Genomic DNA, 24,736 nt, shown 5'->3' with positions numbered 1-24,736 from the left:
GACCAACCGGCATGTGCCAGCAGCCTTGCATTCCGCAGTACCCCCATACGGCGGCGGAATTTTCAGTCCCTAAGACTATCCCACGCACCGGACGAGGAGCCAAGGGAACCCGAGATTGGACTCTCCATTGGCTTTGACAGCCTATGGCCTTCCCCGGGGACGCGGCGATGGGGAGAACTCCCCTCGCGTGGACGGCGGCTAGCATTGCGGCGCGCCTACCCGGCCAGGCTCACCCACCGTGGTGTGGAAGGAGATGATGTAGCGGCCCACGTTCCTGTCCGAACCGTCTTCGATCCTCCACCAGGTGAACATTTGGTCGGACTGGTCGCCTTGGACGATGTAGCACTTCACCACCATCTTCTGCCCGGGGTATTCCCACGGCGGCAGGTTGGCATTCACGCCATCGCAGTCAAAGTAGGGCGTTGGCCGGTAGTTGTCTCCGCCCAACGTGTAGGTGCAGGAACGCTGAACCACCGAGGTGTTCAGAACGCCCTCCCAGACGCCCTGCCGGCCCGATGTGGCACTTGCGCTGACTTGCGGCCCTGGCGTCCCCAGGGAATTGAACGTCTGGACATAAATGGTGCGGGTTTGCTCCCAGCCGCCGGTATTGATCGTCCTGCTTCCGGAAGCCGCAACCGTTTCCCAGGCACCGTTGTCGATCCTGATCTTTGTGGTCTTGACGTCGTTGCTGGACGGCGGGGGCGAGGCCCAGCTAAGCGTTACGGACTGGTTGTTCAGCTCACCGTTGGTTCCAGATGCAGAAGGCGTGCCCGGAGATCCATAGGGCGTAGCCGTTGCAGGGGCACTCGCATCCGAGCTGGGCGCCACCGAGGAATGTGCGGTGATGGTGACGCTGCTTGCCTGGCCGTTGGCGAAGCCGCCCACGGTCTGGCCCGGCTGGATAGCCCCTGACTGGCCGGTACTCGCCGTATAGGTGTAGCTGACTTCATTCGCGCTTGAGCCGTTGCGTTGCGCAGCAGTCAGCGGGTTGAAGTTGATGGTGAGCTGGGTGCCTGCGCCCCCTGTGTTGGCGGGTGTGGCGCTGACATTTCCTACGGTTCCGAGCTTGCCCGTGGCGCGGCGCGGTGCTGACGCGGCACTGACTCCGCCCTTGCCCGCTTTATTCTCGGCCTGCACGGTGAACGTGTAACCGGCCTCGGAGTTGCTGGCGGTGAAGGTGGCACTGCGCACGTTGCCGGGTACGGTTTGTGACTGCGCTGCTCCGCCACCACCACTCATCGTGACGTAGTAGTTCTTGATGGGATCGCCGTTGATGTCCGGTTCAGACCAATCGGCGCGGAGCTGGTTCTGCGTGCCAACAGAAGATACGACGGCGGTGCTGGGCGCCGCCGGGGCGCCGGGCAGCCCGGCTGGGTGGTCTTCCACGGAGTACAGGCTCCAGTCGGAAGGGCCGAGTTCGTTGACAGCCTGCGCGCGGACTTTGTACTTCACGCCGTTGGTCAGGCCCGGCCACGTGTAGCTCAGCCCGGTGACCTCGTTCTTGACCGCAATGCCGCTGGCTGGTGGCGGTGAGATCTCCAGGTTGTAATGCTTCACCGGTGACCCCTCGGTCTTCGCTGGGGTCCAGGTGATGGCCAGGTTCTTGTCCCCAGCCTTGACCGACGGCGCATCCGGTGGCGAGGGCTTCTCGTCCGGGCGGATCTCGTTGGATGGGACGGAGGCGGCAGAATCGCCCACCTCGTTGGTAGCAAAGACCGTGAAGACGTACTTGACGTTGTTGGTCAGGCCGGAGAGCGTGCATGTGGTGGTGGGGCACTCCTGCTGGAACCCGGCTGCCTTGACCGTGTATTTGGTGATGGCTGCGCCATTGTCCGACGGCGGCGCCCACTTGAGCACGGCCGTGCGGCTCCGGACGTCGGTCGCCACCGGGGCAGATGGGGCGTCTGGCTTGTCGCGGACCGTGATTCGTACGCGTCCAATGGCCTGCCGGCTGGGGTCCCCGGTCTTATCCTTCACCGTGTAGCGGACCACCAACACGCCCTTGAACCCGTCCGCGGGCGTTACCGTGATCGAGTCGCCGGAGATGGCGGGCTGACCGGAGCTGGAACCTGTTTCCACCACCGCTCCCACGATGGTCAGTGGTGATTCATTGAAGGGGTTGAAATCGTTCCCCAGCACGTTGATGGTCTCCGACCGCCCGGCGTCGGCCTTATCCACCACATCATCATTGGCTGCCGGGAGTGGACGGTTTGAGGAAACCACCGTCACTGTCACAGCAGCCCTGACAGGCTCGGACCGGCCGTCGGTGACCTTGAGTGGAAAGGTACCACGGGCCCCGGGGTTGCTGGACGGGCCCGGGGTGACTTTGAGGACGGTGCCGTCAATCCGCGCGTCGAATCCGCCCGGCTGTTGGCCGTCGAGTTCGAACTTCAATTTGCCTTGGTCCTGTGCGTCCACATCCTTGGCGAGATTGGCGAGGTCAAGCTCTGTGGCGTCGCCCTTGGGAGCATCGATCGCAGCGCCGCTGAAGGTAGGGGCGTGGTTGGCATTCGGATCCGGGAGTACCCGCGTCATGATGGTGAGGGTGGACTTAAGCCCCTCGGCGTCGTCCGGTCCATTGCCGTCCGTCACTTCGAAGGTCACGGAACCTGGACCCACATAATCTGATCCGGCGGCATACCGCAGCGCCGTCCCGTCGCCCGCGATCACGTTCAAGGGATCTCCGCCCAGGACCTGGATCTTGTCCGCCACGGTGATGCGTGGCGTCCGGCCTTCCCTTACCTTGACGTATTCCTGGAGGGCCAACGTGAGCTCATCCCCGGCGGTGACTTCCACGACGTCGGTCTTGGCGAGGATCGGGTACTGAAGGCCTTGGCCGGGAACCCACATCACCGCGGTTGCCGTCTGGCCGTCGATATCGGTGACGGTATAGGGAATCAGCTGATCCTGCGGGGCCAACGTCACCACCACATTTCCAGCGGTACCCACGCGGGCGTTCGGGTTTCCGTCAGGAAGGGAGATCTTCAGGTCTTCGGCTATGCCATCGGGGTCGGAATCGTTCTTCAGGACGGGTACGTCTACAGCGGTCTTCCCAAGTGTCTCGGCCAGGGTGACGTGATCGTCCTGTGCCAGCGGCAGGTGCAGGTCCGCCGTCGGGCTTGTTTGAACCCGGATAACAGCGCTGGCTTCTGCCTTCTTGTCATCCTGGATCTGGTAACTGATGCTTTCGTTTCCGGCCACACCGGGCGCCGTGAGAACTACCTTCCCCGCAACTGCTTCTACCTGCAGCCCAGGATTCGCTTCGAACGCGGACGCCAAGCCGATGGGATCGCCGTCGGGATCTGAATCGTTCTTGAGCGCATTCACTGCAACCCCGCGTCCGGGGCGGACGTCAATGGCGTCGTCAACGGCGATCGGCTTCTGGTTATCCACGTCAGCCGGGGCAATGCCCACGATCACCGTGCCAGTGTTTTCTGCCCCGATTCGGTCCTTCACGCGGTAGCTGAAAGTGTCCGTTCCGGAAGACTTGCCGCCGGCCGTGAACTCCAGGTATCCGTCCCGCAGGATAGCTGTCCCCATCGTCGGGGCTTTGTCGATCCCGATGAGCTGGACAGAGTCGCCGTCGGAGTCGATGCCGTCCAGCGCAACAGGGATCTTCACGGTCATGCCCGCCACAACGCGGGCCGTGAGGTTCCGCGGCTCCGGTCGGCTATTCGTGGCATCGTCCCGGGCACGAATTCGGATGGTGACCTGCTGGGAGTCCGTTTGGCCGGAGGCGTTGCTGACCTTGTAAATCGCATAGACCGTCTTGGGCTCGTCCCCCGCGATAAAGCGGAGCGTGTTTCCGGCCACGAACATGCGGCCGTCTGCTTCGTCCGGCCGCTGGGCCAGGGCAGGGTCCAGGTCGAGTTCGCCACCGTTGGGATCCGTGTCGTTCTCCAGGACGGGGATCGTTACGATGTCACCCGCCCGGACCGTCACTTCGTCGGGCTTCGCCTGCGGAGCCTGCAGCTTAGTGGGCGCCGGAACCACCTGGACCGAGATGTCACCCGTCGCCGAAGCTTTGCCATTGGAAATCGTGTATTTCAGGGACAGTTGCCCTTCCGCCCGGATGTCGCTGATCTTGACCACCGAGTGGTCAAGGACGGCCACACTCACCGGCAACCCATCAGCCGCCGTTACCGACTGCACTACCAGGACGCCGCCTGCGGGATCCGAGTCGTTGCCGAGGACGTCAACCACTGTGCTCCCGCCGCTGGGCAGGAGGGCGATATCGCGCACGGCTACCGGCGCGCCGTCGCTGTTTCCGGAGACGACGTCGATGCGCACCAACTGCTGGGCACTCGCCGGTCCGTTGGTCACCATATACGTGACGTAATGGGGTCCGACCGCACCGGAATTGAAGGTGAACGTTTGCTGGTCCGGCCCGACCAACGCCGTCGATTGGCCGTCGGGCTGCGCCTGGGCAAGCCGAAGCGCGCCGCCTTGGGGGTCCGTGTCGTTCTTCAATGGGGCGATCACCGTGTCCTGGCCCGCCACAGCGACCACGTGGTCCGCATTCGCGATGGGTGGCAAGGCTCCCGGAGCGCGCACATCCACGCTGATCTGGCCCTCCGTGGTGAGAGTGCCATCCGAGACTTTGACGTTGAGGGTCTTTCGGCCAGGCCCCGCACCCGAGTCCTGGAAGGTGAGCAGGCCGTCCGGCCTGACCCGGACCTGGTCAGCGGGGTCGCTGCTGGAAGCAGCAACGGCGAAGATGTCGTCGCCGTCGGGGTCCGTCCAATCAGTGAGGACAAACTGGCTGGCGATCTTGCCCGACTGAACAACCAGCGCGTTGTTGCGGTTCGGCTTGGGCCGGGGCGCCCTGTTTTCCTCAGGAGGGACGATTCGCAGGTCTACATCAGCAGCTCCCGACCCACCGCGGCCATCGTCCACCGAATACTTGAATGTTTCCGAACCGGAAGCGCCGGCCGGCACGGCAATCTGGAAGCCGGTGCCACCGTAGACGGCTGACAACGCTCCTGACTTCAGCGGCTCCCCCACTCCGACCGTCAGGACGTCGCCGTCCGCATCGGCATCGTTGTCCAGGACCGGAAGGATGGTGGTCTTTCCTGCCCGGACACCGTACGAGTCCGGCTTGGCGATAGGTGGCGTGTTGGGTTTGCTGCGGTCCGGGAGAACCGTCTGCTGGACTTCGTCCGCAGAGTCCTTGTCGGCGTCGTCCGAGGTCTGCTGCGGCGGAATGACGTCATCCCAGTTATTCACCAGCTGCATGTTCTGGTTGACCATCCAGACGTTTCCGGAGTTTACGTCGTTCAGCACCACAAGATCACGGTTGACCCGGAAAACGTACGACGGCGATGCACTCGCCTTGGGGACGTCGGCGCGACGGTTGTCCGCTTCATTGCTGCATTCCCGGACGTATTTGTTGGCCCCGGACCAGGCAGCGTAAGTGCAGGAGCCCAAGTGGACGGGTGCTGCGGGAGTTCCCTGGCCGTCGGCCCCGATCGTTTTGGCTGTTCCGCCATCCAAGGGCTGCAGAAGGAGGGCCTTGGGCGTAGCAATGGCTACGAAGTCAGCTGCTGGACCGCTCTGCTGCAGCTTGGCGTCCCTGGCGTCGTCCAAGTGCACCTTGTTTCCGCCGGGCAAGACAATGTCGCCCGTGGCCTGGTTGAGGACGATCGCCTGGTCGCCCACCGCGGCAAGCTGGATTTCGCCGTCGGCCTTCATGGTGTCATCGGTCCGCACATGCGATTCGGTTGCGTTGCCATCGGCGTCTACCTTCGTGGCAGTGAGCTTCCCTGCTTTCGGATCCAAAGTGTGGATGGTGTCGTCCACACCCACCACCGAGGCGATACCCGCGGACTGCTCAAGCAGGGGCTGGGATTCATCGCTGAAGCCCCCGATGGACGTTGGCGAGACAGCCCAGACTTTGCCCTTGGAGGGATCTGTGACCGCCAATACCTTGGTGCCGAAGCTGACTTCCGCCGCGCCAGGCAGCTTCTGGTCTCCACCGAGGCGCATGTTCGCAGCACTGACCGGGTTAATGCTGGCTCCGCTGGCGTCGTCGATGAAAATGTCGCTGGCCTGCTGGAGAATCTCGAAGTCAGTGCTGGCCGGGGTGACCGCACCGTCCAACGACTTCGACGGGTAGTTGAGCCGGCCTGCCGCGTTCTTGGATTTACTGACCACCCAAACGCCGCCGTCGTTGAGGTCTACGTCAGTGGTTTTGAAGCCTGGATAAAGGATGGCGCTGGTGACAACCACAGCTGCGGCGGCGAGGAACGCTGCCGTGCTCAGACCCTTTGGCCGGCTGAATGGGCGCCTGTTGGAACTGCCCGGTTTTTTGGAACGCGTTGTGGAACGTGTTGTGGAACGGCCCTTGCCGGACACATCAGGCAGAGCCATTCACATTCCCCCACTATGCGGCGACGGGCAAACCCTGTCGCCATACGAGCACGAACCAACCCCAAGACTACCCGTTTTGTCCATCGATTTGCGCAGATGTGACGGGTGGCCTCAGCCCCATCCCTCTCTCACATCCCCACCGCTTTCCCCATCCCTCTCTCACAGGGCGCCGAGGAGATCGAGGTGAAGGAAGGCAGGCTGAAATCTGACTTCGCAAGCATCGGTAACGTCAACGGCCCGGCACCGTGGGATCAAGCCAACGAGGGGTTCATTTTCCGGCTTAGCCGCGCTGTGGAACGCCTGGCCGCCCCCGGTGCAATGAGCCGCTACGAGTCGTCTAATTGGCTCCCGCGCTCAAAAATTGCTTGGCCGCCCAAACAGGACCCATGGCGATGTGAGAGAACGATCCCCAAAAACCCTCAGGATGTGAGAGAAAAACACCCAAAAACCCGCAGGATGTGAGAGAACGTTTAGTCCAGCACCAAGCCCTTGCCGCGGCCGCGAGCCAGCATCACGGGGTGGATCTCGCCGAAACCACGGACATTCTCGGACTTTTGCGGGACCAGCACGAAGCGTTCGTCCTGTCCGAGTGCGGCAGCGGTCATCGCGTCAACCAGCACCGTCCCGGGCTGGGCCAGGGTGGTCAGCCGCGCAGCAAGGTTCACGGTTGGGCCATAGATGTCGCCGAGCCGGGACAGGATGCGGCCCCACACCATGGACACGCGTGCCTGGGGCAGGATTTCGTCTTCGGTGAAGGCTTGTGCCAGTGCGAGGGAAATCTCAGCGCCCGCCGCCGGGGTCTCGGCAATATAGAGAACTTCGTCGCCCACGGTCTTCACCAGGCGGCCGCCGCCCACGGAGATAATCTCGGCGCATTTGTTCTCGAAGCGCTGGACCATTTGGGCCAGCGTTTTCTCGTTCATGCGCCGGGAGAGGCTTGTGTAGGAGACGAGATCGGCGAACCCTACGGCACGGGCCAAAGGCAAGGGGGAATCGTCTTCGTCCCCTTCGCGCCCTTCTTCGCTGGCTTGCAAGCCCGCCTCGGCACGCACGGCAAGCCGCTGGACACCGGCATTGAGTTGACGACGATACGAGTAGACCAGGATCTCTTCCAGGGAATCCACCAGCGCCGGCAGCTGACCCACCAGCTGTTTGCGGGCCACGGCATCGGGAATTCCCTGCTCCTGGACCATGTCTTCAACGAGTGCTTCGATCTGCCAAACCACCATGCGGTCCGTCATCTGGCCGATCGATCGGGTAACGGATATCGCGGCTTCCTCGGTGAGGATCCCGGCACGGACGAGGTCAAGAATTGTGGACAATGCTGCTTGGTCACGTTCGGTGAAAGCGACGTCGTCGTCGCCGAAATTGGGGAAGCCCAAAGCCCTCCACAACTTCCGCGCGGAAAGAATGGAGACACCGGCACCTGCAGCAACTTCACGACGGCGGAGCTTGCGTTCACCGCCAAGCAACCTCGCCTCAAGCGCTTTGATGGCCAGGCGTTCTGCGGACATCACGCCGGTGGGCGGGCCAATGGTCACAGGCGCCTGGACGGGCGCTGGTTCCGTGTCCTCATCCACTGAAGGTTCGGGTACGGCGTCGAACTCCTCGTCCAGGTCCTCGCCGGACTGCTGATCCTCAACGCTCATCTCTTCCACCTTCTCTCAGTTCCCACGGCAACCCATCAGAGTCCGACAGGACTTCACCCTCAAAAATCCCACCGTTGGCCTCTAAAGTTCCAGCACTGGGCAGTTCATCCATGGCGTCAAGAATGTAGCCCCTGAATTTTCCGACCTCCGGCACGTCCGTCAAGACAGCTTCGCCAGAGGGCCCGGTATCCAAGGATATATTCCCGGAGTGCAATGTCCGCTGCAGCAGGTTCTGATGGACCCCCACGCTGCGGACGGTCATCAATGACACTTGCCAGTCGCTGCGGCGAAACATTCCATACTTGGCAATTATCCGGCGGCTCGTCAGGATGAACCTGACTGAACGCCATTTCAACAGCCTCTTGAGGCTGTAAGCCACCAACACGAGCCCAGCAACGGCCACACAAGCGCCGACAAGCCATGGCGTCCATTCCACTGTAATGAATGGGGCGAGGCGCTGTGGATTCCCTTTGATGATCCACGCGCACGCGTAGGCTGCCAGGGCAGGAACCACGATGAAGACCAGCGTTGGCAAGAACAGCGAGCGGGGCTGCTGCCGCGTGATGGTGATGACCTGCTCCCCCGGAAGCAACTCTTTACGCATAACCGCTTTCCGTGGCGCGCAGATGGACCACATCACCAGCCGTCACAACATGTTCCCGGCCACCGTGGTCCACCACCAGGAGCGAGCCGTGCTCGTCCAAGCGTGAGGCGTGGCCCACCAGTTCGTGATCACCGGGCAGGTGCGCGCGCACCTCGCGTCCCAAGGTGACCATTGCCGACTCAACGCGCTTATGCAGCGAGGGCCCGCCTGCCAACCCTGCCGCGGGATCGCCTTCTGAGTTGCAAAAGCTGCGGTAAAGCCGGGTGAAGCGTGAAAGATAGCTCTTCAGCAGCGCGGTGCGGTCCGTCGTCGTGGCCCCTTCCAAGGCCAGGGATGTTGCGGTTGGTACCGGCAATTCATCCTGCTTCAGCGAAACATTGAGGCCGACGCCCAGGATCACGGCGGGGACCGATCCGTCACCCAGTGGCGTCATCTGGGCCAGGATTCCGGCGACCTTGCGTCCATTAACCAGGACGTCATTGGGCCATTTGATTTCTGCCGTAACACCAGCCGTTTCCTGCAAAGCTTCGCGCAGGGCAACGGCGGCAAGCAGTGAGAGCCACGAGTAGGTCTGGGTCGGCACGGGCATGCCTTCGGCTGTGACGGGACGCAGCACCATTGACACTGAAACGGCAGAGCGCTCCGGCGATTCCCAGTGCCGGTCCAGCCGTCCGCGTGCCGCCGTCTGGTGTTCGGCGGTCAACACGGCAAGATCAGCCCATTTTTTAGGCTCCACGGTTACGGCCCTCACGAGGTCCTGGTTGGTGGACCCCGTGGACTCGACAATATTCATTTGGGAAATACCGGTTGCCGACAGGAAATCAGGCTCGAGCAGCGCCTCACGGTTCAATGCCTCACGGTTCAATGCCTCACGGTCCCGTGAGGGCCGGTCTTCCCCGGGCGTGGGGCGGGGTTCGCTGCTGGCAGGCTGTTCGGCATCCATAGCTGAATCCTATCCAGTTGCGGCCCGCAGAACTTGCCCGAAACATGGGAATCCGCTTAGAGGAAGATGTCTGGCACCAGACGGTCCTCGGGTGCGCCAAGGCTGTATGGCGCAAAGTCCTTCACGCCAGCAGCGCTGAGGACTTCTTCGTCAGTGTAGAAGTTCCCCGAACCCGAGACGCCGTCGGCAAGGTTGGCGCCAGTCAGCACTGCGTGCGCAGCGTCGGCCATGATCTCCGGTCCGCGGGCGGCCTTCACCATCTGCTGCCCACCAGGCATGTTCCGGATCGCCGCGGTATCGATCAGTGTGCAAGGCCAGAGCGAGTTGACCGACACGGCGTCGTCCTTAAGCTCTTCGGCGAGTCCCAGGGTGGTGAGGCTCATTCCGTACTTGGCCATGGTGTAGGCCAGATGCATCCCGGCCCATTTTGGATCGAGGTTCAGCGGTGGAGACAGCGTGAGAATGTGCCCGTTCCCGGATTCCCGCAGTGCCGGAAGCGCCAACTTGGAGAGCAGGAAGGTTCCACGGACGTTGATGTCCTGCATGAGATCGTAGCGCTTCATGTCAATCGCGTCCGTGCGCGAGAGGTCGATGGCTGACGCGTTGTTGATGACGACGTCGATTCCCCCAAAGCGCTCGACGGCGGCACTCACGGCTGCGGCGACGTCGTCGTCATTGCGGACATCGCCCACGAGGGGAAGCGCCTGGCCACCTGCGGCGACGAGTTGGTCGGCAGCGGTGTAGACAGTCCCCTCAAGTTTCGGATGGGGCTCGCCCGTCTTGGCCATCAGTACGATATTGGCACCGTCGCGGGCCGCACGCGTGGCGATGGCCAATCCGATGCCACGGCTGCCACCGGACATGATGATGGTGCGGCCCTTGAGCGAACCGCTGGCTGCATAAGGGGTGCTGCCCTTCGGCATAGTCTCTTCGGAAGCCGGGGAAGCATCGTTGCTTGGAGTCATGGAGACACTCTAACCCAAGTATGTTACTCACGGGTAACATACTGGTAGCTTTGGCTTGGGCGCTGAAAATTGTAGGGTTTCTACAGCGGTTCGCGGCAATGGCGTCACTAGACTGGCCAGCGGGGCCTTTTCTTTGTACGGAAGCTACTTAAGTCAGCTACTTGTTTGCACCAGAACTGCGCCAGCGAAAATCAGCTACAGAGCCGGAGACACTTGATGAGCCACGATCTGACAACGACAGCGGGAAAGATTGCAGACTTCCGCGACCGCCAGGCCCGTGCAGAGCAGCCTTCCGGCCCGGAAGCGATCGAAAAGCAACACGCACGCGGTAAGAACACTGCCCGCGAACGCATTGACCTCCTGGTCGATCCCGAATCATTCGTTGAGTTCGACGCCCTCGCCGTCCACCGCTCCACAGCCTTCGGCATGGAGAAAAAGAAGCCCCTGGGCGACGGCGTCGTCTCCGGTTACGGCACTGTAGACGGGCGTCTCGTGGCCATCTACAGTCAGGACTTCAGCGTCTACGGCGGCTCTTTGAGCCAGGTCAACGGCGAGAAGATCGTCAAGGTCCAGGAATTCGCCCTCCGCAATGGCTGCCCGGTAGTGGGCATCAACGACGGCGGTGGTGCGCGCATCCAGGAAGGCGTGGCTTCCCTTGCCATGTTCGCGGATATCTTCCGCAACAACGTCCATGCGTCAGGTGTAGTCCCCCAGATCTCGCTCATCATGGGCCCATGCGCCGGCGGCGCTGCCTACTCCCCCGCCCTGACCGACTACGTGGTCATGGTGGACAAGACTTCGCACATGTTCATCACCGGCCCTGATGTCATCAAGACCGTCACGGGCGAGGACGTTGATATGGAAACGTTGGGTGGTGCCCGCCAGCACAACGCCACCACTGGAACGTCCACGTACCTTGCCTCCGACGAAGCCGACGCCATCGAATTCGTCCGCGAACTCCTGGATTTCCTGCCTTCCAACAACCTCTCAGAGGCCCCGATTGTAGAACACGACCAGGAATTGGAACTCGACGACGACGACCTCGCCTTGGATGGACTGATCCCGGATTCGGCCAATCAGCCGTACGACATGCGCAAGGTTATTGAGCAGATCGTGGACGACGCCCACTTCCTTGAAATGCAGTCGCTTTACGCCCCCAACGTGATCATTGGCTACGGGCGGGTCGAAGGCCACACAGTGGGCATCGTCGCCAACCAGCCCATGCAGTTCGCAGGCACCCTGGACATCTCCGCGTCCGAGAAGGCCGCCCGGTTCGTCCGGCACTGCGACGCTTTCAACATCCCCATCATCACGCTGGTGGACGTGCCCGGGTTCCTCCCGGGCAAGGACCAGGAATTCCAGGGAATCATCCGTCGAGGCGCCAAACTCCTGTATGCCTACGCTGAAGCCACTGTGCCGAAGCTCACCGTCATCACCCGCAAGGCCTACGGCGGCGCGTATATCGTGATGGGCTCCAAGAAGCTGGGCGCGGACCTGAACCTCGCGTGGCCCACAGCCCAGATCGGTGTCATGGGCGCCCAGGGCGCAGTGAACATCCTTTACCGTCGCGATCTCGCAGCGGTTGCCGAGGCCGGCGGCGACGTCGAGGCCAAGCGTGCCGAGATCATCCAGGGCTACGAGGAAGAACTCCTCAACCCCTACCAGGCAGCTCAGCTGGGCTACGTCGACGCCGTCATCGCGCCCTCCGACACCCGCCTCCAAATAATCCGCGGCCTGCGAGCCCTCCGCGACAAGCGGGCTAGCCTGCCCACCAAGAAGCACGGGAACATCCCGCTGTGACCCCGGCAAAGCATCGGGCAGATGAAACCTCCACAGCGGCAACGCCCGAGCCTGCTGCGCCGATGTTCTCGGTGGTCAAGGGAGATCCCACCGCTGAAGAGCTGGCTGCGCTTGCCGCCGTCGTCGCCTCCGTGGGAGTACCCCAGACGCCGGCACCTGCAAAGCCGAACGTTCGTCATTGGGTGCGCCGTCAGCAACTGCGCCTGGACCCCACCCCGGGCCCGGGCGCGTGGAAGCGCAGCCGCGGATAGCATCGCTTCTCCCGGCGGCGGGAAGAAAGTGCAACAACCCTTTCACGTGAGCCGACTCACGGTTAGGCTCTGTGGGTGACTACTGCAAACACGCCTGCACGACCCAAGACCGCCATCGATTCCGTTGCTGACGCGTACACGGAAAAGCTGATCGAACTCAATCCCAGCTTCGCCACCACGTTGGGGTTGCCGGGGCACGAAACCGAATATCAGGACTACTCGCCTGCGGGTGCCGAGGCCCATGCGCAGGCCGCCCGACAGGCGTTGAAATCGTTGGCGGCGTTGGAGCCGACCGACGAATCCGACGTCGTCACCCTGGACGCAATGCGCGAGCGGCTCGGCCTGGAACTGGAGATCCATGAAACCGGCTGGGATGCTGCCGACCTCAACAACATCGCCTCGCCCGCGCAGGATATCCGCGCCATTTTCGACCTCATGCCAACGGACACCGCGGAGCAGTGGGAGCACATCGCCGGCCGCGCCGCTAACGTTCCCGGCGCCATCGAGGGCTACATTTCCTCTCTTCGCGCCGCAAAGGACACCGGCAAAGTAGCCGCCGCCCGTCAGGTCCGGATCGTCATCGAACAGACCGCCCGCTACGCCGCCGAGGATGGCTTCTTCGCCAAGATGGCGGCCGGAGCCACGCTGGCCGGTTCGCCGCTTCCGGCAGACCTGCAGACCAAGCTCGACGCCGGAGCCTCAGCTGCGCGATCAGCCTACGAATCGTTGGGAACTTTCCTCCAGGACGAGCTACTCCCCGTTGCCCCGGAAAAGGACGCGGTGGGCCAGGAACGGTATGCCCTGGCCTCCCGGTCGTTCCTGGGCGCGGCCGTTGACCTCGAGGAGACCTACGCTTGGGGCGTCCAGGAGCTGGAGCGGCTCATCAGCGAACAGGAAAAGGTAGCCGCGCAGATCAAGCCCGGCGCCAGCATCGAAGAAGCCAAAAGCATCCTCAACAACGATCCGGCCCGCCAGATCAAAGGAACGGACGCCCTGAAGGCGTGGATGCAGGAGCTCTCGGACCGCGCAGTATCCGAGCTCGCCGACGTCCATTTCGATATCCCGGACGTCATGAAAACCCTCGAATGCATGATCGCACCCACCGACGAAGGCGGCATCTACTACACCGGCCCGTCCGACGACTTCTCCCGGCCCGGCCGCATGTGGTGGTCTGTTCCCGCCGGCGAAGACACCTTCACCACCTGGTCCGAAACCACCACGGTCTACCACGAAGGCGTGCCCGGCCACCACCTCCAGGTCGCAACTGCCACGTACCGCCGCGAACTCCTCAACAACTGGCGCCGCAATGTCTGTTGGGTCTCCGGACACGGCGAGGGCTGGGCACTCTACGCTGAGCAGCTCATGCTCGAACTTGGCTACCTCAAGGACCCTGGTGACCACATGGGCATGCTGGACGGCCAGCGCATGCGTGCCGCCCGCGTTGTTTTCGACATCGGGGTCCACCTGGAACTACCCGTCCCTGAACGCTGGGGTACCGGAACCTGGACTCCTGAGAAAGGCTTTGACTTCCTCAAATCCAACCTCGACATCAGCGAAGGCCAGCTCCAGTTCGAATTCACCCGCTACCTCGGCTGGCCCGGGCAGGCACCGTCCTACAAGGTTGGCCAGCGGCTCTGGGAGCAGATCCGGGCCGAGCTTGAAACCCGCGAGGGGTTCGACCTGAAGTCCTTCCACAGCAAGGCGCTGAACATCGGTTCGGTGGGCTTGGACGTGCTGAGAAGGGCGTTGCTGGGCTGAGCTTTGGTGTGTCCGGAGGACACACATCCTCGGCGTGCTGCTCCTTCGTCGCTTTGACGCACGCTGCCGGATGTCTGTCCTCCGGCTTCCCTACTGAGAGCATCACCACACTCACGTTGGGAATAAGTTGAGAGTCCCGTAACATTTCTAAACGTCCGTTCGCTATGTTATTTGGGGTGCACCTAGCGTGTTCCTGTGAGCACCTCAAACAACATCACTTCAGCGCCTGGAAAGAACGGCTTCCAGCTCCCCAAGTGGGCAGGATCCTTCGGCGTCCAGATCATCGCAGCCCTCCTCATTGGCCTCGTGCTTGGCCTCATCGCCAAGTACACCGGCAGTACCAAGACCGCCCCCAACGGCCTCGGCGCAACCCTTCAAACGATTGGTTCCAGCTACGTCTCGTTGCTGCAGACCGCCGTCGTTCCTTTGATATTCACCGCCGTGGTGAGCTCCATCGCGAACCTTCGCCAGGTCTCCAACGCGGCCCGCCTCGCCTGGAACACGCTGCTTTGGTTCGCCATCACCTCGCTGGTTTCGGTGCTCATCGGCATCGGCCTGGGTGTGCTCCTGCAGCCTGGTGCAGCAACCGGGATCACGCAGAAGGCCGAGTACGCCGGCAAAACCGGTGACTGGTGGGCATTCCTGATCGGTCTCTTCCCGAAGAACTTCCTCGGACTCGGCGCAAGCTCCACCGTCACCGAAAGCGCCAACGCTGCCACCACGGTCAGCACCTCCGTCAGCTTCAATGTGCTCCAGATCCTCGTGGTCGCCATCGCCGTCGGCATCGCTGCCCTCAAGGTCGGCAAGCAGGCAGAAGCGTTCCTGACCTTCAACGCCTCCGCATTGGCTGTCATCCAGAAGGTCCTGTGGTGGATCATCCGCATCGCTCCACTGGGCACTATCGGCCTGATCGGTAACGCCGTTGCCATCTACGGCTGGGACACCATCGGCTCCCTTGGCAAGTTCACCGCCGCCATCTACATTGGCCTGGCACTGGTGCTCTTCGTCCTCTATCCCGTTCTGGTCCGCGTCCACGGCCTGTCCATCAAGCAGTACTTCTCCGGCGTGTGGCCTGCCGTGCAGTTGGCGTTCGTTTCTCGTTCCTCCATCGGTACGCTGCCGCTCACGCAGCGCGTCGCCGAGCGCAACCTCGGTGTCCCCTCGGGCTACGCTTCCTTTGCCGTGCCGCTGGGCGCCACCACCAAAATGGACGGTTGCGCGGCGATCTACCCGGCCATCGCAGCGATCTTCGTGGCCCAGTTCTTCGGTATCAACCTGGACTTCAGCCAGTACCTGCTCATTGTGCTGGTGTCCGTGCTGGGTTCCGCGGCAACAGCAGGAACCACCGGCGCCGTCGTCATGCTCACACTGACCCTGTCTACCCTGGGACTGCCGTTGGCCGGCGTCGGACTCCTGCTGGCGATCGACCCCATCCTGGACATGGGCCGCACGGCCGTCAATGTGGCAGGCCAGGCGCTCATCCCTGCAATCGTCGCCAAGCGCCAGGGCATCCTGGACGAATCGCTGTACAACGCGCCCCGCAATGGTGCCGCGTTCGCTGACGAGTTCGCCAACGACGCTGCTGCTGCCGAGACAGAGGCGCGCGAACTGGCCGCTTCCAAGGCATAGCACCTGCTGGCTTTTCGCGCCGCGCAATCCCTTGGGGACTTCTCCCCCGGGGATTGCGCGGTTTAACGGCGAAAGCTGGATAGGCTCGGAGCATGTTGATCGTCACCTCCAATGAGATACCCGGCCACCGAATCGACGCCGTCTTCGGCGAAGTCATGGGCCTCACTGTCCGTTCCCGCGATATCGGCTCGCAGATGCTTGCAGGTTTCCGTTCCCTCGGTGGCGGCGAGCTGCCCGAAATGACCAGGGCACTCTACGAAAGCCGACAGGAAGTCATGGCCCGCATGGTCAACGAAGCACAGCAGCGCGGCGCCAACGCAATTGTCGCCATGCGCTTCGACACCTCCGAAATGGGGACCAACTGGACGGAAGTCTGCGCCTACGGCACGGCTGTGTACGTCCTGCCTCTCGGAGAGGGAGAGCCCGGCGCCACGGGACAGTCGGTGTACTTGTTGACCAAGAACGCGGGCCAACAGGCCGCCCAGCCGCAGCAGAACACTCCTCCTGCTCCCCCGCAGCAAACCACACCTCCGCACCAGTTCTGAGTCAGCCGGAATACTTAGTCCCCCATCCCGTCCTTGTTCGCAGAACCCGAACTTGAAAGTCGGGACTCGCGAACAAGGACGGGATTCTTGGTTCCAAGCAGAGTCCAACCCCGTGGCCAGACTCCTTGGTCCACGATTTTGCAAAGATCCGCGGGGCACACCCCCCGCGGAAATATTGCGCAGAGTGCAAAGTTGCACTTAGTGTAAGTATGTGACTTCAACCAGCAGCGAGCCTAGCGTCGCGGAATCCGCCGAACCCAGCGGCCCGTCCCGGCGCGAGCTCAACAAAGCAGCAACCCGCGCCTCCATCGCCACCGCAGCACTTGACCTTCTGCGCAGCAACGGCCCCGGCAATTTCACGGTGGAGGACATCACCGCCAGCGCAGGCGTTTCCCGACGGACCTTCTTCAACTACTTCGCGAGCCTCGAGGCTGCCTTGGCCTCCGTGGCCGACGGCTTCATGGATCGCGCCCTCGAGCAATTCCGGCTGAGGCCAGCGGACGAATCGATCCTCGAATCCGCACAGGCCGCGCTGATGGCCCTCGCTGACCCCATGTCGGTAGCACCCATGGCCGAACTTTTCAGCCTCACCCAGGAGAACCGTTCTCTGGCCCGTTCCGAACTCGAAGCATGGGAACACTGCACGGGACAGATTATCGACGCGGCCCGCAGCAGACTTGGACCGGACACCAGCGAGCTTTACCTGCATGCCCTTGCCGGATCCGTCATCTCGTGCGGCAAGGCGGCCATGACGGTCTGGTTCGCCGAGCGCGGCCCCGACCTATCGTCCGAGTCGCTGGCGGCTCTGCGCCAGCACCTCATCGACGCCATGGGCCTGCTGGGAGCCGGCTTCGCGCCGTCGTCGGACATCACTCTTTCAGCGGCAACTGCCGCCCCCTCCTCCACAGATCGGTTCTGACATGGCCTCGTTCCTCTACCGTCTCGGCAAGTTTTCTTACCGCCGCCGCTGGCTGGTCATCTCGCTGTGGCTGGCAGTCCTGGTGGCCGTGGGAGGTTCGGCCGCCGCGTTCCACGGCACCATGTCCAACAACTTCAGCATCCCTGGCACGGAAACGCAGAGGATGGCCGACAAGCTCAAGGAAGCCCTGCCCAACGCGTCTGGCGGCTCGGCGAGCGTGGCCTTCGACTCCGGCGACTCCGGTTTTGACCAAGCCAAGAAGGACGCCGTAGCCACTGCGCTCACCAAGCTTGAAGCCATGCCGGACGTGCAGGGAACGGTGAATCCGTTCACCACGCAGGACCAGTTGGATAAGGCCGCCGGGGAGATTGCCGCTGGCGAAGCGAAGGCTGCCGAAGGCAAAACCCAACTGGACACAGCCCGCGCCCAGCTGGAGGCGGGCGAAGCCCAGCTTGCGGGAGCGGAACAGCAGATGGCGGCCTCAGGCCTCACACCAGCACAAATCGAGGCCCAACTCGCGCCGCAGCGTGCCGAACTCGCCGCCAACAAAGCAAAGCTCGACGCCGGTGCCAAGGAAGCAGCCGACGGAGCCACGGCATTGGCCTTGGGAAAGCGCCAGCTGGAGTCCTCCCAGGGGATGCGCTTCGTGTCCACTGACAACAAGGCCGCCATCGCCCAGGTCCAATTCAAGACCTCCATCAATGCCGTCGATCCCGCCGTCCGCAAACAAGTTCAGGACATTGTTCAGGGGGTCTCCTCGGCCGGTGTCACGGCTTACGCCAGCAAGGAAATCACCGAGGACGTCTCACAGATCTTCGGAGTCGCGGAGATCGTCGGTGTCGCAGTGGCAGCCCTCGTTCTGATCCTCATGCTCGGCACACTCATCGCAGCCGGCCTGCCCCTCGTCATGGCACTGATTGGCGTGGCTGTCGGCGTCGGCGGAACGTTCGCACTAACTGGCGTGATCAACATGAGCTCCATCTCCCCGATGCTTGCCCTGATGCTTGGGCTTGCAGTCGGCATCGACTACTCCCTGTTCATCGTCAACCGCCACCGCAACCAGCTTCTGGCCGGGATGGACGGCGAGGAATCCGCGGCCCTCGCCACCGGTACGTCAGGCAACGCCGTGCTGTTCGCGGGCCTCACCGTCATCATCGCCCTGGCGGCACTTGTGGTTCCGGGGCTGCCCTTCCTGGCTGTGATGGGTGTTGCCGCCGCAGCGACAGTTGCTGTCGCCGTCGTCGTGGCTTTGACGTTGACGCCCGCCGTTCTGGCTTTGATCGGCCGCAAGCTGATCTCCAAGCGCGCATGGGCCAAGGCCGCCAAGCACAATGCCGAGGCGGGCCACGAAGCCGCGGACCGGGCCCTGGAAGAGAAGCGCAGCAGCAGTGGCTGGGGCGGCTTGGTTACACGGCACCCCTGGCTTTCCCTCGTGGCCAGCGTCCTGCTGTTGGGCGCCTTGGCGCTGCCGGCCTCCCAGCTTCGTCTGGCACTTCCCGACGGCGGATCCGAGCCCGTCGATTCGCAAGCCTTCAAAGCGTACGACCTCACACGCAACAGCTTCGGCGAGGGCGTCACGGGGCCGATCGTCGTGGTCGCTGAATTCCCCGAAGGCCTCAGTGAAACCGATGCCAAGAACAAGCAGTTCGACGTCGCGGACCAGCTACGCGACGTGGAGAACGTCACAGCTGCAGTCCCCGTGGCTTTGAGTGAGGACCGGCGGACTGCCGTCTTCCAAGTCATTCCCAAGGAAGGCCCCGCCAGCGCCAGTACCGTCCAGGTTGTTTCGGATGTCCGGGCCAAGGGCAACCAAATCCGCGAGGACCTCGGCGCGACCATTGGCCTTACCGGTCAGACTGCCGGCAACATCGACGTCTCCGCAAAGCTCGGGGCTGCACTGCCGCCGTACTTGGCGATCGTCGTCGGACTTTCGCTGATCCTGTTGCTGCTCGTCTTCCGGTCGATCGTGGTCCCGCTACTCGCCACCGGTGGTTTCCTTTTGTCGCTGGCTGCGGCATTTGGCGCCGTCGTGGCCGTCTACCAGTGGGGCTGGCTGGGAGCCATCTTCGACGTCGCCAACCCGGGCGCCGTCCTCAGCTTCCTGCCGATCATCCTGATCGGCGTGCTGTTTGGCCTCGCGATGGACTATCAGGTGTTCATAACATCGGGCATGCGGGAGTCCTTTATGCATGGTGAGAACGCCAAACACGCTGTTCGGACCGGCTTCAGCCACGCCGCAGCGGTGGTCACGGCGGCTGCGATCATCATGGTCAGTGTGTTCTCAGGCTTCATTTTCAGTCACCTCACCATGGTCCGGCCGTTGGGCTTCGCGATGGCGTTTGGTGTGCTGATCGATGCGTTCGTGGTCCGCATGACCATCGTTCCCGCCGTCATGTACCTCCTTGGCGAGAAGGCGTGGTGGTTGCCCAAGTGGTTGCAGCGCATCCTGCCGGATGTTGACGTCGAAGGCGCCAAATTGAACCGCAGCGACCGTCCGAAGGCCGGTTCCGAGGAACTGGTCCACTAACGCTCTCTCACCTCCACCCCCGATCTGACCGATCCTCTCTCACATCCACCCCCGATCTGAGCAACGTTCTCTCACATCCACCACCGATCTGACCGACGCGCTCTCACATCCACCACCGATCTGACCGACGCGCTCTCACATCCACCACCGATCTGACCGACGCGCTCTCACATCCACCACCGATCTGACCGACGCGCTCTCACATCCACCCCCGATCTGACGACGTCGGTGCTCAACTTTGCGTGCCGACGTCGGGCATTTCAGCCTTCATGATGAGCAGGTCCGCATGTCACGGGATCAGGTGGTGCCCGGCGTCGCGCTGGATCAGAGCGTTTATGACTTCGGCCGCCGCGTGGCGAGTGAGGGTCGGGGGCGGCACATGGTTGGGCGATGTGCGAGAACATCCCCCCGAAACCGGCAGGAACTGATAGAGGAACCGCCCCAAACCGGCAGGATGTGAGAGAACGACGTACTAGGCTGGGACGGTGACCCGATTGATCCTTGCCTCGCAATCCCCTGCCCGCACCAAGTTGCTGAAGGAAGCGGGAATCCAGCACGATATCCTGGTCTCGGACGTGGACGAGGACGCGGTGCAGGCGCACTACGGCGTGACGGATGCACATGACACGGCGCTGCTCCTGGCCCGGGCAAAAGCTGAAGCCGTCGCCGCACTCCCCGAAGCCGAGGGTGCCCTGGTGATCGGCTGCGATTCGGTCTTTGAGTTCGACGGCGAATCCCACGGCAAGCCCTACACGGCGGAGGTCGCCCGCGAGCGGATGCTGCGCATGAGCGGATCCAAGGGAGTGCTCCATACGGGTCACTGGTTGGTCGATTGCCGGGACACCGCCGCCGATGTGGACGAGGATGAGGATGCGCCCGCAGATGGAACGGGAGCGACAGTGGGCTCCGTGTCCAGTGCCGAGGTTCACTTCGTCGAGATGACCACAAACGACATCGACGCCTACATTGCCACCGGAGAACCTCTGCACTGCGCGGGCTCGTTCACCATCGATGGCTTGGGCGGCGCGTTTATCCGCAAGGTGGACGGTGACCCGCACGCCGTCGTCGGTCTTTCCATCTCTACCCTGCGCGAACTGCTGGTCCATGCGAACGTTGGCATCACCGAGCTGTGGGACGCGCACCAGTAGAAGCGATTTGTAGCAACCCTACAAAGGAACATCTCCTCACACACGGAATCCCCCATCAATATGGGCGGAACCCTCACAATCACGCTAGGCTCCTCAAGGACAGAAGGAGTCAACAACTTGTCAGCTAACCCGGCGCAGCCCATTTCCAGCCCTCTCACCAAGGTCTTGATTGCCAACCGCGGCGAAATCGCGGTCCGCATCATCCGAGCCGCCCGGGACGAAGGCATCGCCTCCGTAGCCGTCTACGCAGACCCGGACCGTGACGCCCTGCACGTCCGCCTCGCCGACGAAGCGTATGCCCTTGGCGGCAACACCGCAGCCGAGTCATACCTCGTCATGGACAAGATCATCGACGTCGCCAAGCAGGCCGGCGCTGATGGGATCCACCCCGGCTACGGTTTCCTCGCCGAAAACGCAGAGTTCGCTGCCAAAGTGATCGACGCCGGCATCACCTGGATCGGCCCCTCCCCCGAGGCGATCTCTGCCTTGGGCGACAAAGTCCAGGCGCGCCACATCGCCGAAAAGGTGGGCGCCCCGCTGGTTCCCGGCACCGCCGACCCCGTCAAGGACGCGGACGAGATCCTGAAGTTCGCCGAGGAATTCGGACTGCCCATCGCCATTAAGGCTGCTTTCGGCGGTGGCGGACGCGGCATCAAGGTTGCCCGCACCATGGAAGAGATCCCTGAGCTCTTCGAATCGGCGGTCCGTGAAGCCACCGCATCGTTTGGCCGCGGCGAGTGCTTCATCGAGCGCTTCCTGGACGCCCCGCGCCACGTCGAGACTCAGTGCCTGGCGGATGCTTACGGCAACGTTGTGGTTGTCTCCACCCGCGACTGCTCACTGCAACGCCGCAACCAGAAACTCGTCGAGGAAGCCCCGGCTCCCTACCTGAGCGAGGAGCAGAACAAGCGGCTCTACGAGTCTTCCAAGGCAATCCTGAAGGAAGCCAACTACCTCGGCGCCGGTACTTGCGAGTTCCTGGTGGGCCAGGACGGCACCATCTCCTTCCTCGAGGTCAACACCCGCCTCCAGGTGGAGCACTGCGTTTCCGAGGAAGTCACGGGCATCGACCTCGTCCGCGAACAGTTCCGCATTGCGCGCGGCGAAGCTCTTGGCTACGAGGACCCCGAGGTCCGCGGCCACTCCTTCGAGTTCCGCATCACCGGCGAAGACCCGGGCCGCAACTTCATGCCGGCACCCGGCACGGTCAGCACGTTGAAGAACCCCACGGGCCCGGGCATCCGCGTGGACTCCGGCATTGAGCAGGGCGACGTCATCAGCGGAAATTTCGACTCCATGCTGTCCAAGCTGGTCGTCACCGGCGCCACCCGCGAGCAAGCCCTCCAGCGCTCGCGCCGTGCGCTTGAGGAGATGGTGGTGGAAGGCATTCCCACCGTCATCCCCTTCGACCTCGCCGTTGTCACGGACCCCGCCTTCGCCCCGGTGGAGGGACCGTTCAGCGTCCACACCCGCTGGATCGAAACCGAGTTCGTCAATAACATCCCCGCTTGGACGGCCAGCGGCGCGGGTACGGAAACTCCCGACGCCGGTGAGCGCCAGCGCGTCGTCGTCGAGGTTGGCGGCAAGCGGCTTGAGGTCGTTCTGCCGTCCGGTTTGGGCGCAAGCGTCGCCGCTGTTTCCAGCGGCTCGGGCACCAAGTCCGGCAAGTCCAAGAAGCGTTCCCGCTCGGCAGGAGCCGCAGCCGCTGCCGCCGGTGGAGATGCACTGACCTCGCCGATGCAGGGCACCATCGTCAAGGTGGCAGCTGCCGATGGCGATATCGTGGCCGAGGGCGATCTGATCGTGGTGCTGGAAGCCATGAAGATGGAGCAGCCATTGACCGCACACAAGTCCGGCACGGTTCGCGGCTTGGCAGCCACGGCCGGTGAGACGGTGGCTGCCGGCGCTGTCATCGCCACGATCGAGGACTAAGAACCAAAACTTAACGACGTCGGCTCCGCACCTTCTGGTGCGGAGCCGACGTCGTTAAGGGCTGCTTAGGCTACGTTGTTCTCGTAGTCCGTGTCCTTGGTCTCGCGCGTCAACCAGAGGGCAATGAACGTGACCACAGCAGCGACGGCCATATAAACGCCCACCAGCCAGGTGCTTCCGTTCGCTGCCGACCATAGGGCGATAGCGACGAACGATGCCGGGGCCGCTCCGATCATGGACGACAGGTTGTAGGCCACAGCCGAGCCGGTGTAGCGGACGTTCGCCGGGAAGAGCTCCGGCAGGATGGCGGCCATGGGACCAAAGGTCAGGCCCATGAGGGTAAAGCCCACAATCAGGCCGACCATCGCAGCCGCCTGGCCCGGTCCAAACATGGTGAACCAGAGCGCGCCGAAGACGAAGATGCCGGCGGTGACGCCCAGCAGGAACTTGCGGCGGCCCCACTTCTCGGCCAAAGGTCCCGAAACCACGGTGAAGATACCGAAGAAGACGACGCCGATAATCAGCATCCAAAGGAAGTCGGACCGGGTGATGCCCAAGCCGGGAACAAACGCCGCAACTTGGTCTGCCGTCATCGGTTTGCCTGCCTTTTCAGCGGCTGCCTGGGCGCCGGCCAAGGTGGGCTTGGTGCCGTACGACAAGGTGAACGTGGTCATGATGTAGAAGAGCACGTACGTGGCGAACATGATGAACGTACCGGCCACCACGGGGCGCCAGTGGCTCTTGAGGGTGGCAGCGAGGGGCAGCTTCTGGACCTTCTCCTGTTCGATCACCTTGGTGAAGGAGATGCTCTCCACCAGCTTCAGGCGAACGTAAAGACCCACAATGACCAGGACCGCACTCAGGATGAACGGAACGCGCCAACCCCAGGCAAGGAACTCTTCGGCGCTCAGTGCCACGTTCATCCAGATGAAGATCACGTTGGCGATGATGAAGCCAATAGGCGCACCCAATTGCGGGAACGTCCCGTAGATGGCGCGCTTACCCTCCGGTGCGTTCTCGGTGGCCAGCAAGGCTGCGCCGGACCATTCACCACCCAGGGCCAGGCCCTGGAAGAAGCGCAGGATAACCAACATGATGGGGGCCAGGATCGCCCACCCCTGCATGGATGCCGTAGGCAGGAGTCCGATCAGGAACGTTGCAATACCCATGGTCAACAGCGAGGCAACCAGGGTGCCCTTGCGGCCGATCTTGTCACCAAAGTGGCCGAAGACGACGGCGCCGATGGGACGCGCGAAGAAGGCAACACCGAAGATGGCGAACGCACTGAGCAGCGCATTGATGTCTGTGGCATCGGGGAAGAAGAGTTTGGGGAAGACGAGCACTGACGCAGTGGCATAGGCGTAGAAGTCGTAGAACTCGATCGTCGTGCCGATCAGGCTGGCGAAGATCACTTTGCCCCGCGAGTTCACTGGCTTGGTGGACTCGCCTTCCTTGGACGTGGCAGTCGAAGACATGTAGTAGCAGCTTTCGTTCACACCGGCCGATGCCCCTCGGAGCCTGCCCGGCGAAGGATTATTCGAGAGTTCAATAATAGTTCCCGCAGTCCATTGACTGGACAACTAAGTCCACGATGCGGACCAGTCGAAAAGTCTCACTCTGTGGTCCGGGCCACATTACCTCACCATTGCCTCACGCACTGGTGACCCGGCCGATAGGGAAATGTCACAGCACGTTTA

Annotated in this window: 15 protein-coding genes; 9 read left to right on the top strand and 6 right to left on the bottom strand. The window is 62.7% G+C overall.

Annotation, left to right across the window (positions count from 1 at the left end; translation table 11 throughout):
* Positions 1 to 198 precede the first annotated feature (198 nt).
* From LDN90_RS06795 to LDN90_RS06775, 5 genes are all read right to left on the bottom strand, one after another.
* Positions 199 to 6,369, bottom strand: a complete 6,171-nt coding sequence (locus LDN90_RS06795) for an Ig-like domain-containing protein (protein ID WP_223948458.1) — start codon at positions 6,367 to 6,369, stop codon at positions 199 to 201.
* 470 nt (positions 6,370 to 6,839) lie between these two features.
* The gene (locus LDN90_RS06790; RefSeq protein WP_216925409.1) at positions 6,840 to 8,018 is read right to left on the bottom strand and encodes an adenylate/guanylate cyclase domain-containing protein; all 1,179 of its coding nucleotides are present in this window, start codon (positions 8,016 to 8,018) and stop codon (positions 6,840 to 6,842) included.
* Entirely contained in the window at positions 8,008 to 8,622 is a 615-nt protein-coding gene (locus LDN90_RS06785; protein WP_223948457.1) for a PH domain-containing protein, read from the bottom strand. Before LDN90_RS06785 ends, LDN90_RS06790 begins: the two co-directional genes overlap by 11 nt.
* Positions 8,615 to 9,565 carry a biotin--[acetyl-CoA-carboxylase] ligase gene (locus LDN90_RS06780; protein WP_223948456.1) on the bottom strand — a complete coding sequence of 317 codons (951 nt, stop codon included), beginning with the start codon at positions 9,563 to 9,565 and terminating at the stop codon, positions 8,615 to 8,617. The genes LDN90_RS06785 and LDN90_RS06780 overlap by 8 nt, the downstream gene beginning before the upstream one ends.
* Positions 9,566 to 9,621: 56 nt before the next feature.
* Complete coding sequence (locus LDN90_RS06775) at positions 9,622 to 10,530, bottom strand: NAD(P)-dependent oxidoreductase (protein WP_223948455.1); 909 nt, start codon at positions 10,528 to 10,530, stop codon at positions 9,622 to 9,624.
* A 216-nt stretch (positions 10,531 to 10,746) separates the two neighbouring features.
* On the opposite strand from LDN90_RS06775, the gene LDN90_RS06770 reads away from it, so the two are divergent.
* The 9 genes from LDN90_RS06770 (at position 10,747) to LDN90_RS06730 (ending at position 23,039) form a co-directional block, all read left to right on the top strand.
* Entirely contained in the window at positions 10,747 to 12,330 is a 1,584-nt protein-coding gene (locus LDN90_RS06770; protein WP_223948454.1) for an acyl-CoA carboxylase subunit beta, read from the top strand.
* Positions 12,331 to 12,392: 62 nt separating this feature from the next.
* Positions 12,393 to 12,581, top strand: a complete 189-nt coding sequence (locus tag LDN90_RS06765; RefSeq protein WP_216925433.1) for an acyl-CoA carboxylase epsilon subunit — start codon at positions 12,393 to 12,395, stop codon at positions 12,579 to 12,581.
* 75 nt (positions 12,582 to 12,656) lie between these two features.
* On the top strand, positions 12,657 to 14,339 hold the full coding sequence (locus tag LDN90_RS06760; RefSeq protein ID WP_223948453.1) for a DUF885 domain-containing protein: 1,683 nt from the start codon (positions 12,657 to 12,659) through the stop codon (positions 14,337 to 14,339).
* A gap of 195 nt (positions 14,340 to 14,534) precedes the next feature.
* Positions 14,535 to 15,968: a dicarboxylate/amino acid:cation symporter gene (locus tag LDN90_RS06755; RefSeq protein WP_223948452.1), complete on the top strand. Its 1,434-nt coding sequence runs from the start codon at positions 14,535 to 14,537 to the stop codon at positions 15,966 to 15,968.
* 92 nt (positions 15,969 to 16,060) lie between these two features.
* Positions 16,061 to 16,513, top strand: coding sequence for a YbjQ family protein (locus LDN90_RS06750; protein WP_223948451.1), 453 nt, complete (start codon positions 16,061 to 16,063; stop codon positions 16,511 to 16,513).
* Positions 16,514 to 16,724: 211 nt separating this feature from the next.
* Entirely contained in the window at positions 16,725 to 17,432 is a 708-nt protein-coding gene (locus LDN90_RS06745) for a TetR/AcrR family transcriptional regulator (protein WP_216925417.1), read from the top strand.
* Between the two features lies 1 nt (position 17,433).
* Positions 17,434 to 19,959 carry an MMPL family transporter gene (locus LDN90_RS06740; RefSeq protein WP_223948450.1) on the top strand — a complete coding sequence of 842 codons (2,526 nt, stop codon included), beginning with the start codon at positions 17,434 to 17,436 and terminating at the stop codon, positions 19,957 to 19,959.
* Positions 19,960 to 20,444: 485 nt separating this feature from the next.
* On the top strand, positions 20,445 to 21,107 hold the full coding sequence (locus LDN90_RS06735) for a nucleoside triphosphate pyrophosphatase (RefSeq protein WP_223948449.1): 663 nt from the start codon (positions 20,445 to 20,447) through the stop codon (positions 21,105 to 21,107).
* Positions 21,108 to 21,167: 60 nt separating this feature from the next.
* Positions 21,168 to 23,039 (top strand): biotin carboxylase N-terminal domain-containing protein, encoded by a 1,872-nt coding sequence (locus LDN90_RS06730; protein WP_223948448.1) that lies wholly within the window; start codon positions 21,168 to 21,170, stop codon positions 23,037 to 23,039.
* Between the two features lie 65 nt (positions 23,040 to 23,104).
* On the opposite strand, the gene LDN90_RS06725 is transcribed toward LDN90_RS06730, so the two are convergent.
* Positions 23,105 to 24,514 carry an MFS transporter gene (locus LDN90_RS06725; protein WP_223948447.1) on the bottom strand — a complete coding sequence of 470 codons (1,410 nt, stop codon included), beginning with the start codon at positions 24,512 to 24,514 and terminating at the stop codon, positions 23,105 to 23,107.
* Between the last annotated feature and the right edge of the window lie 222 nt (positions 24,515 to 24,736).

This window comes from Arthrobacter sp. NtRootA1 (assembly GCF_019976975.1).
In the GTDB taxonomy this organism is placed as follows: domain Bacteria; phylum Actinomycetota; class Actinomycetes; order Actinomycetales; family Micrococcaceae; genus Arthrobacter; species Arthrobacter aromaticivorans.
The sequence above is the reverse complement of the archived record's forward strand: the minus strand, read 5'-3'. Positions and strand labels throughout refer to the sequence as shown.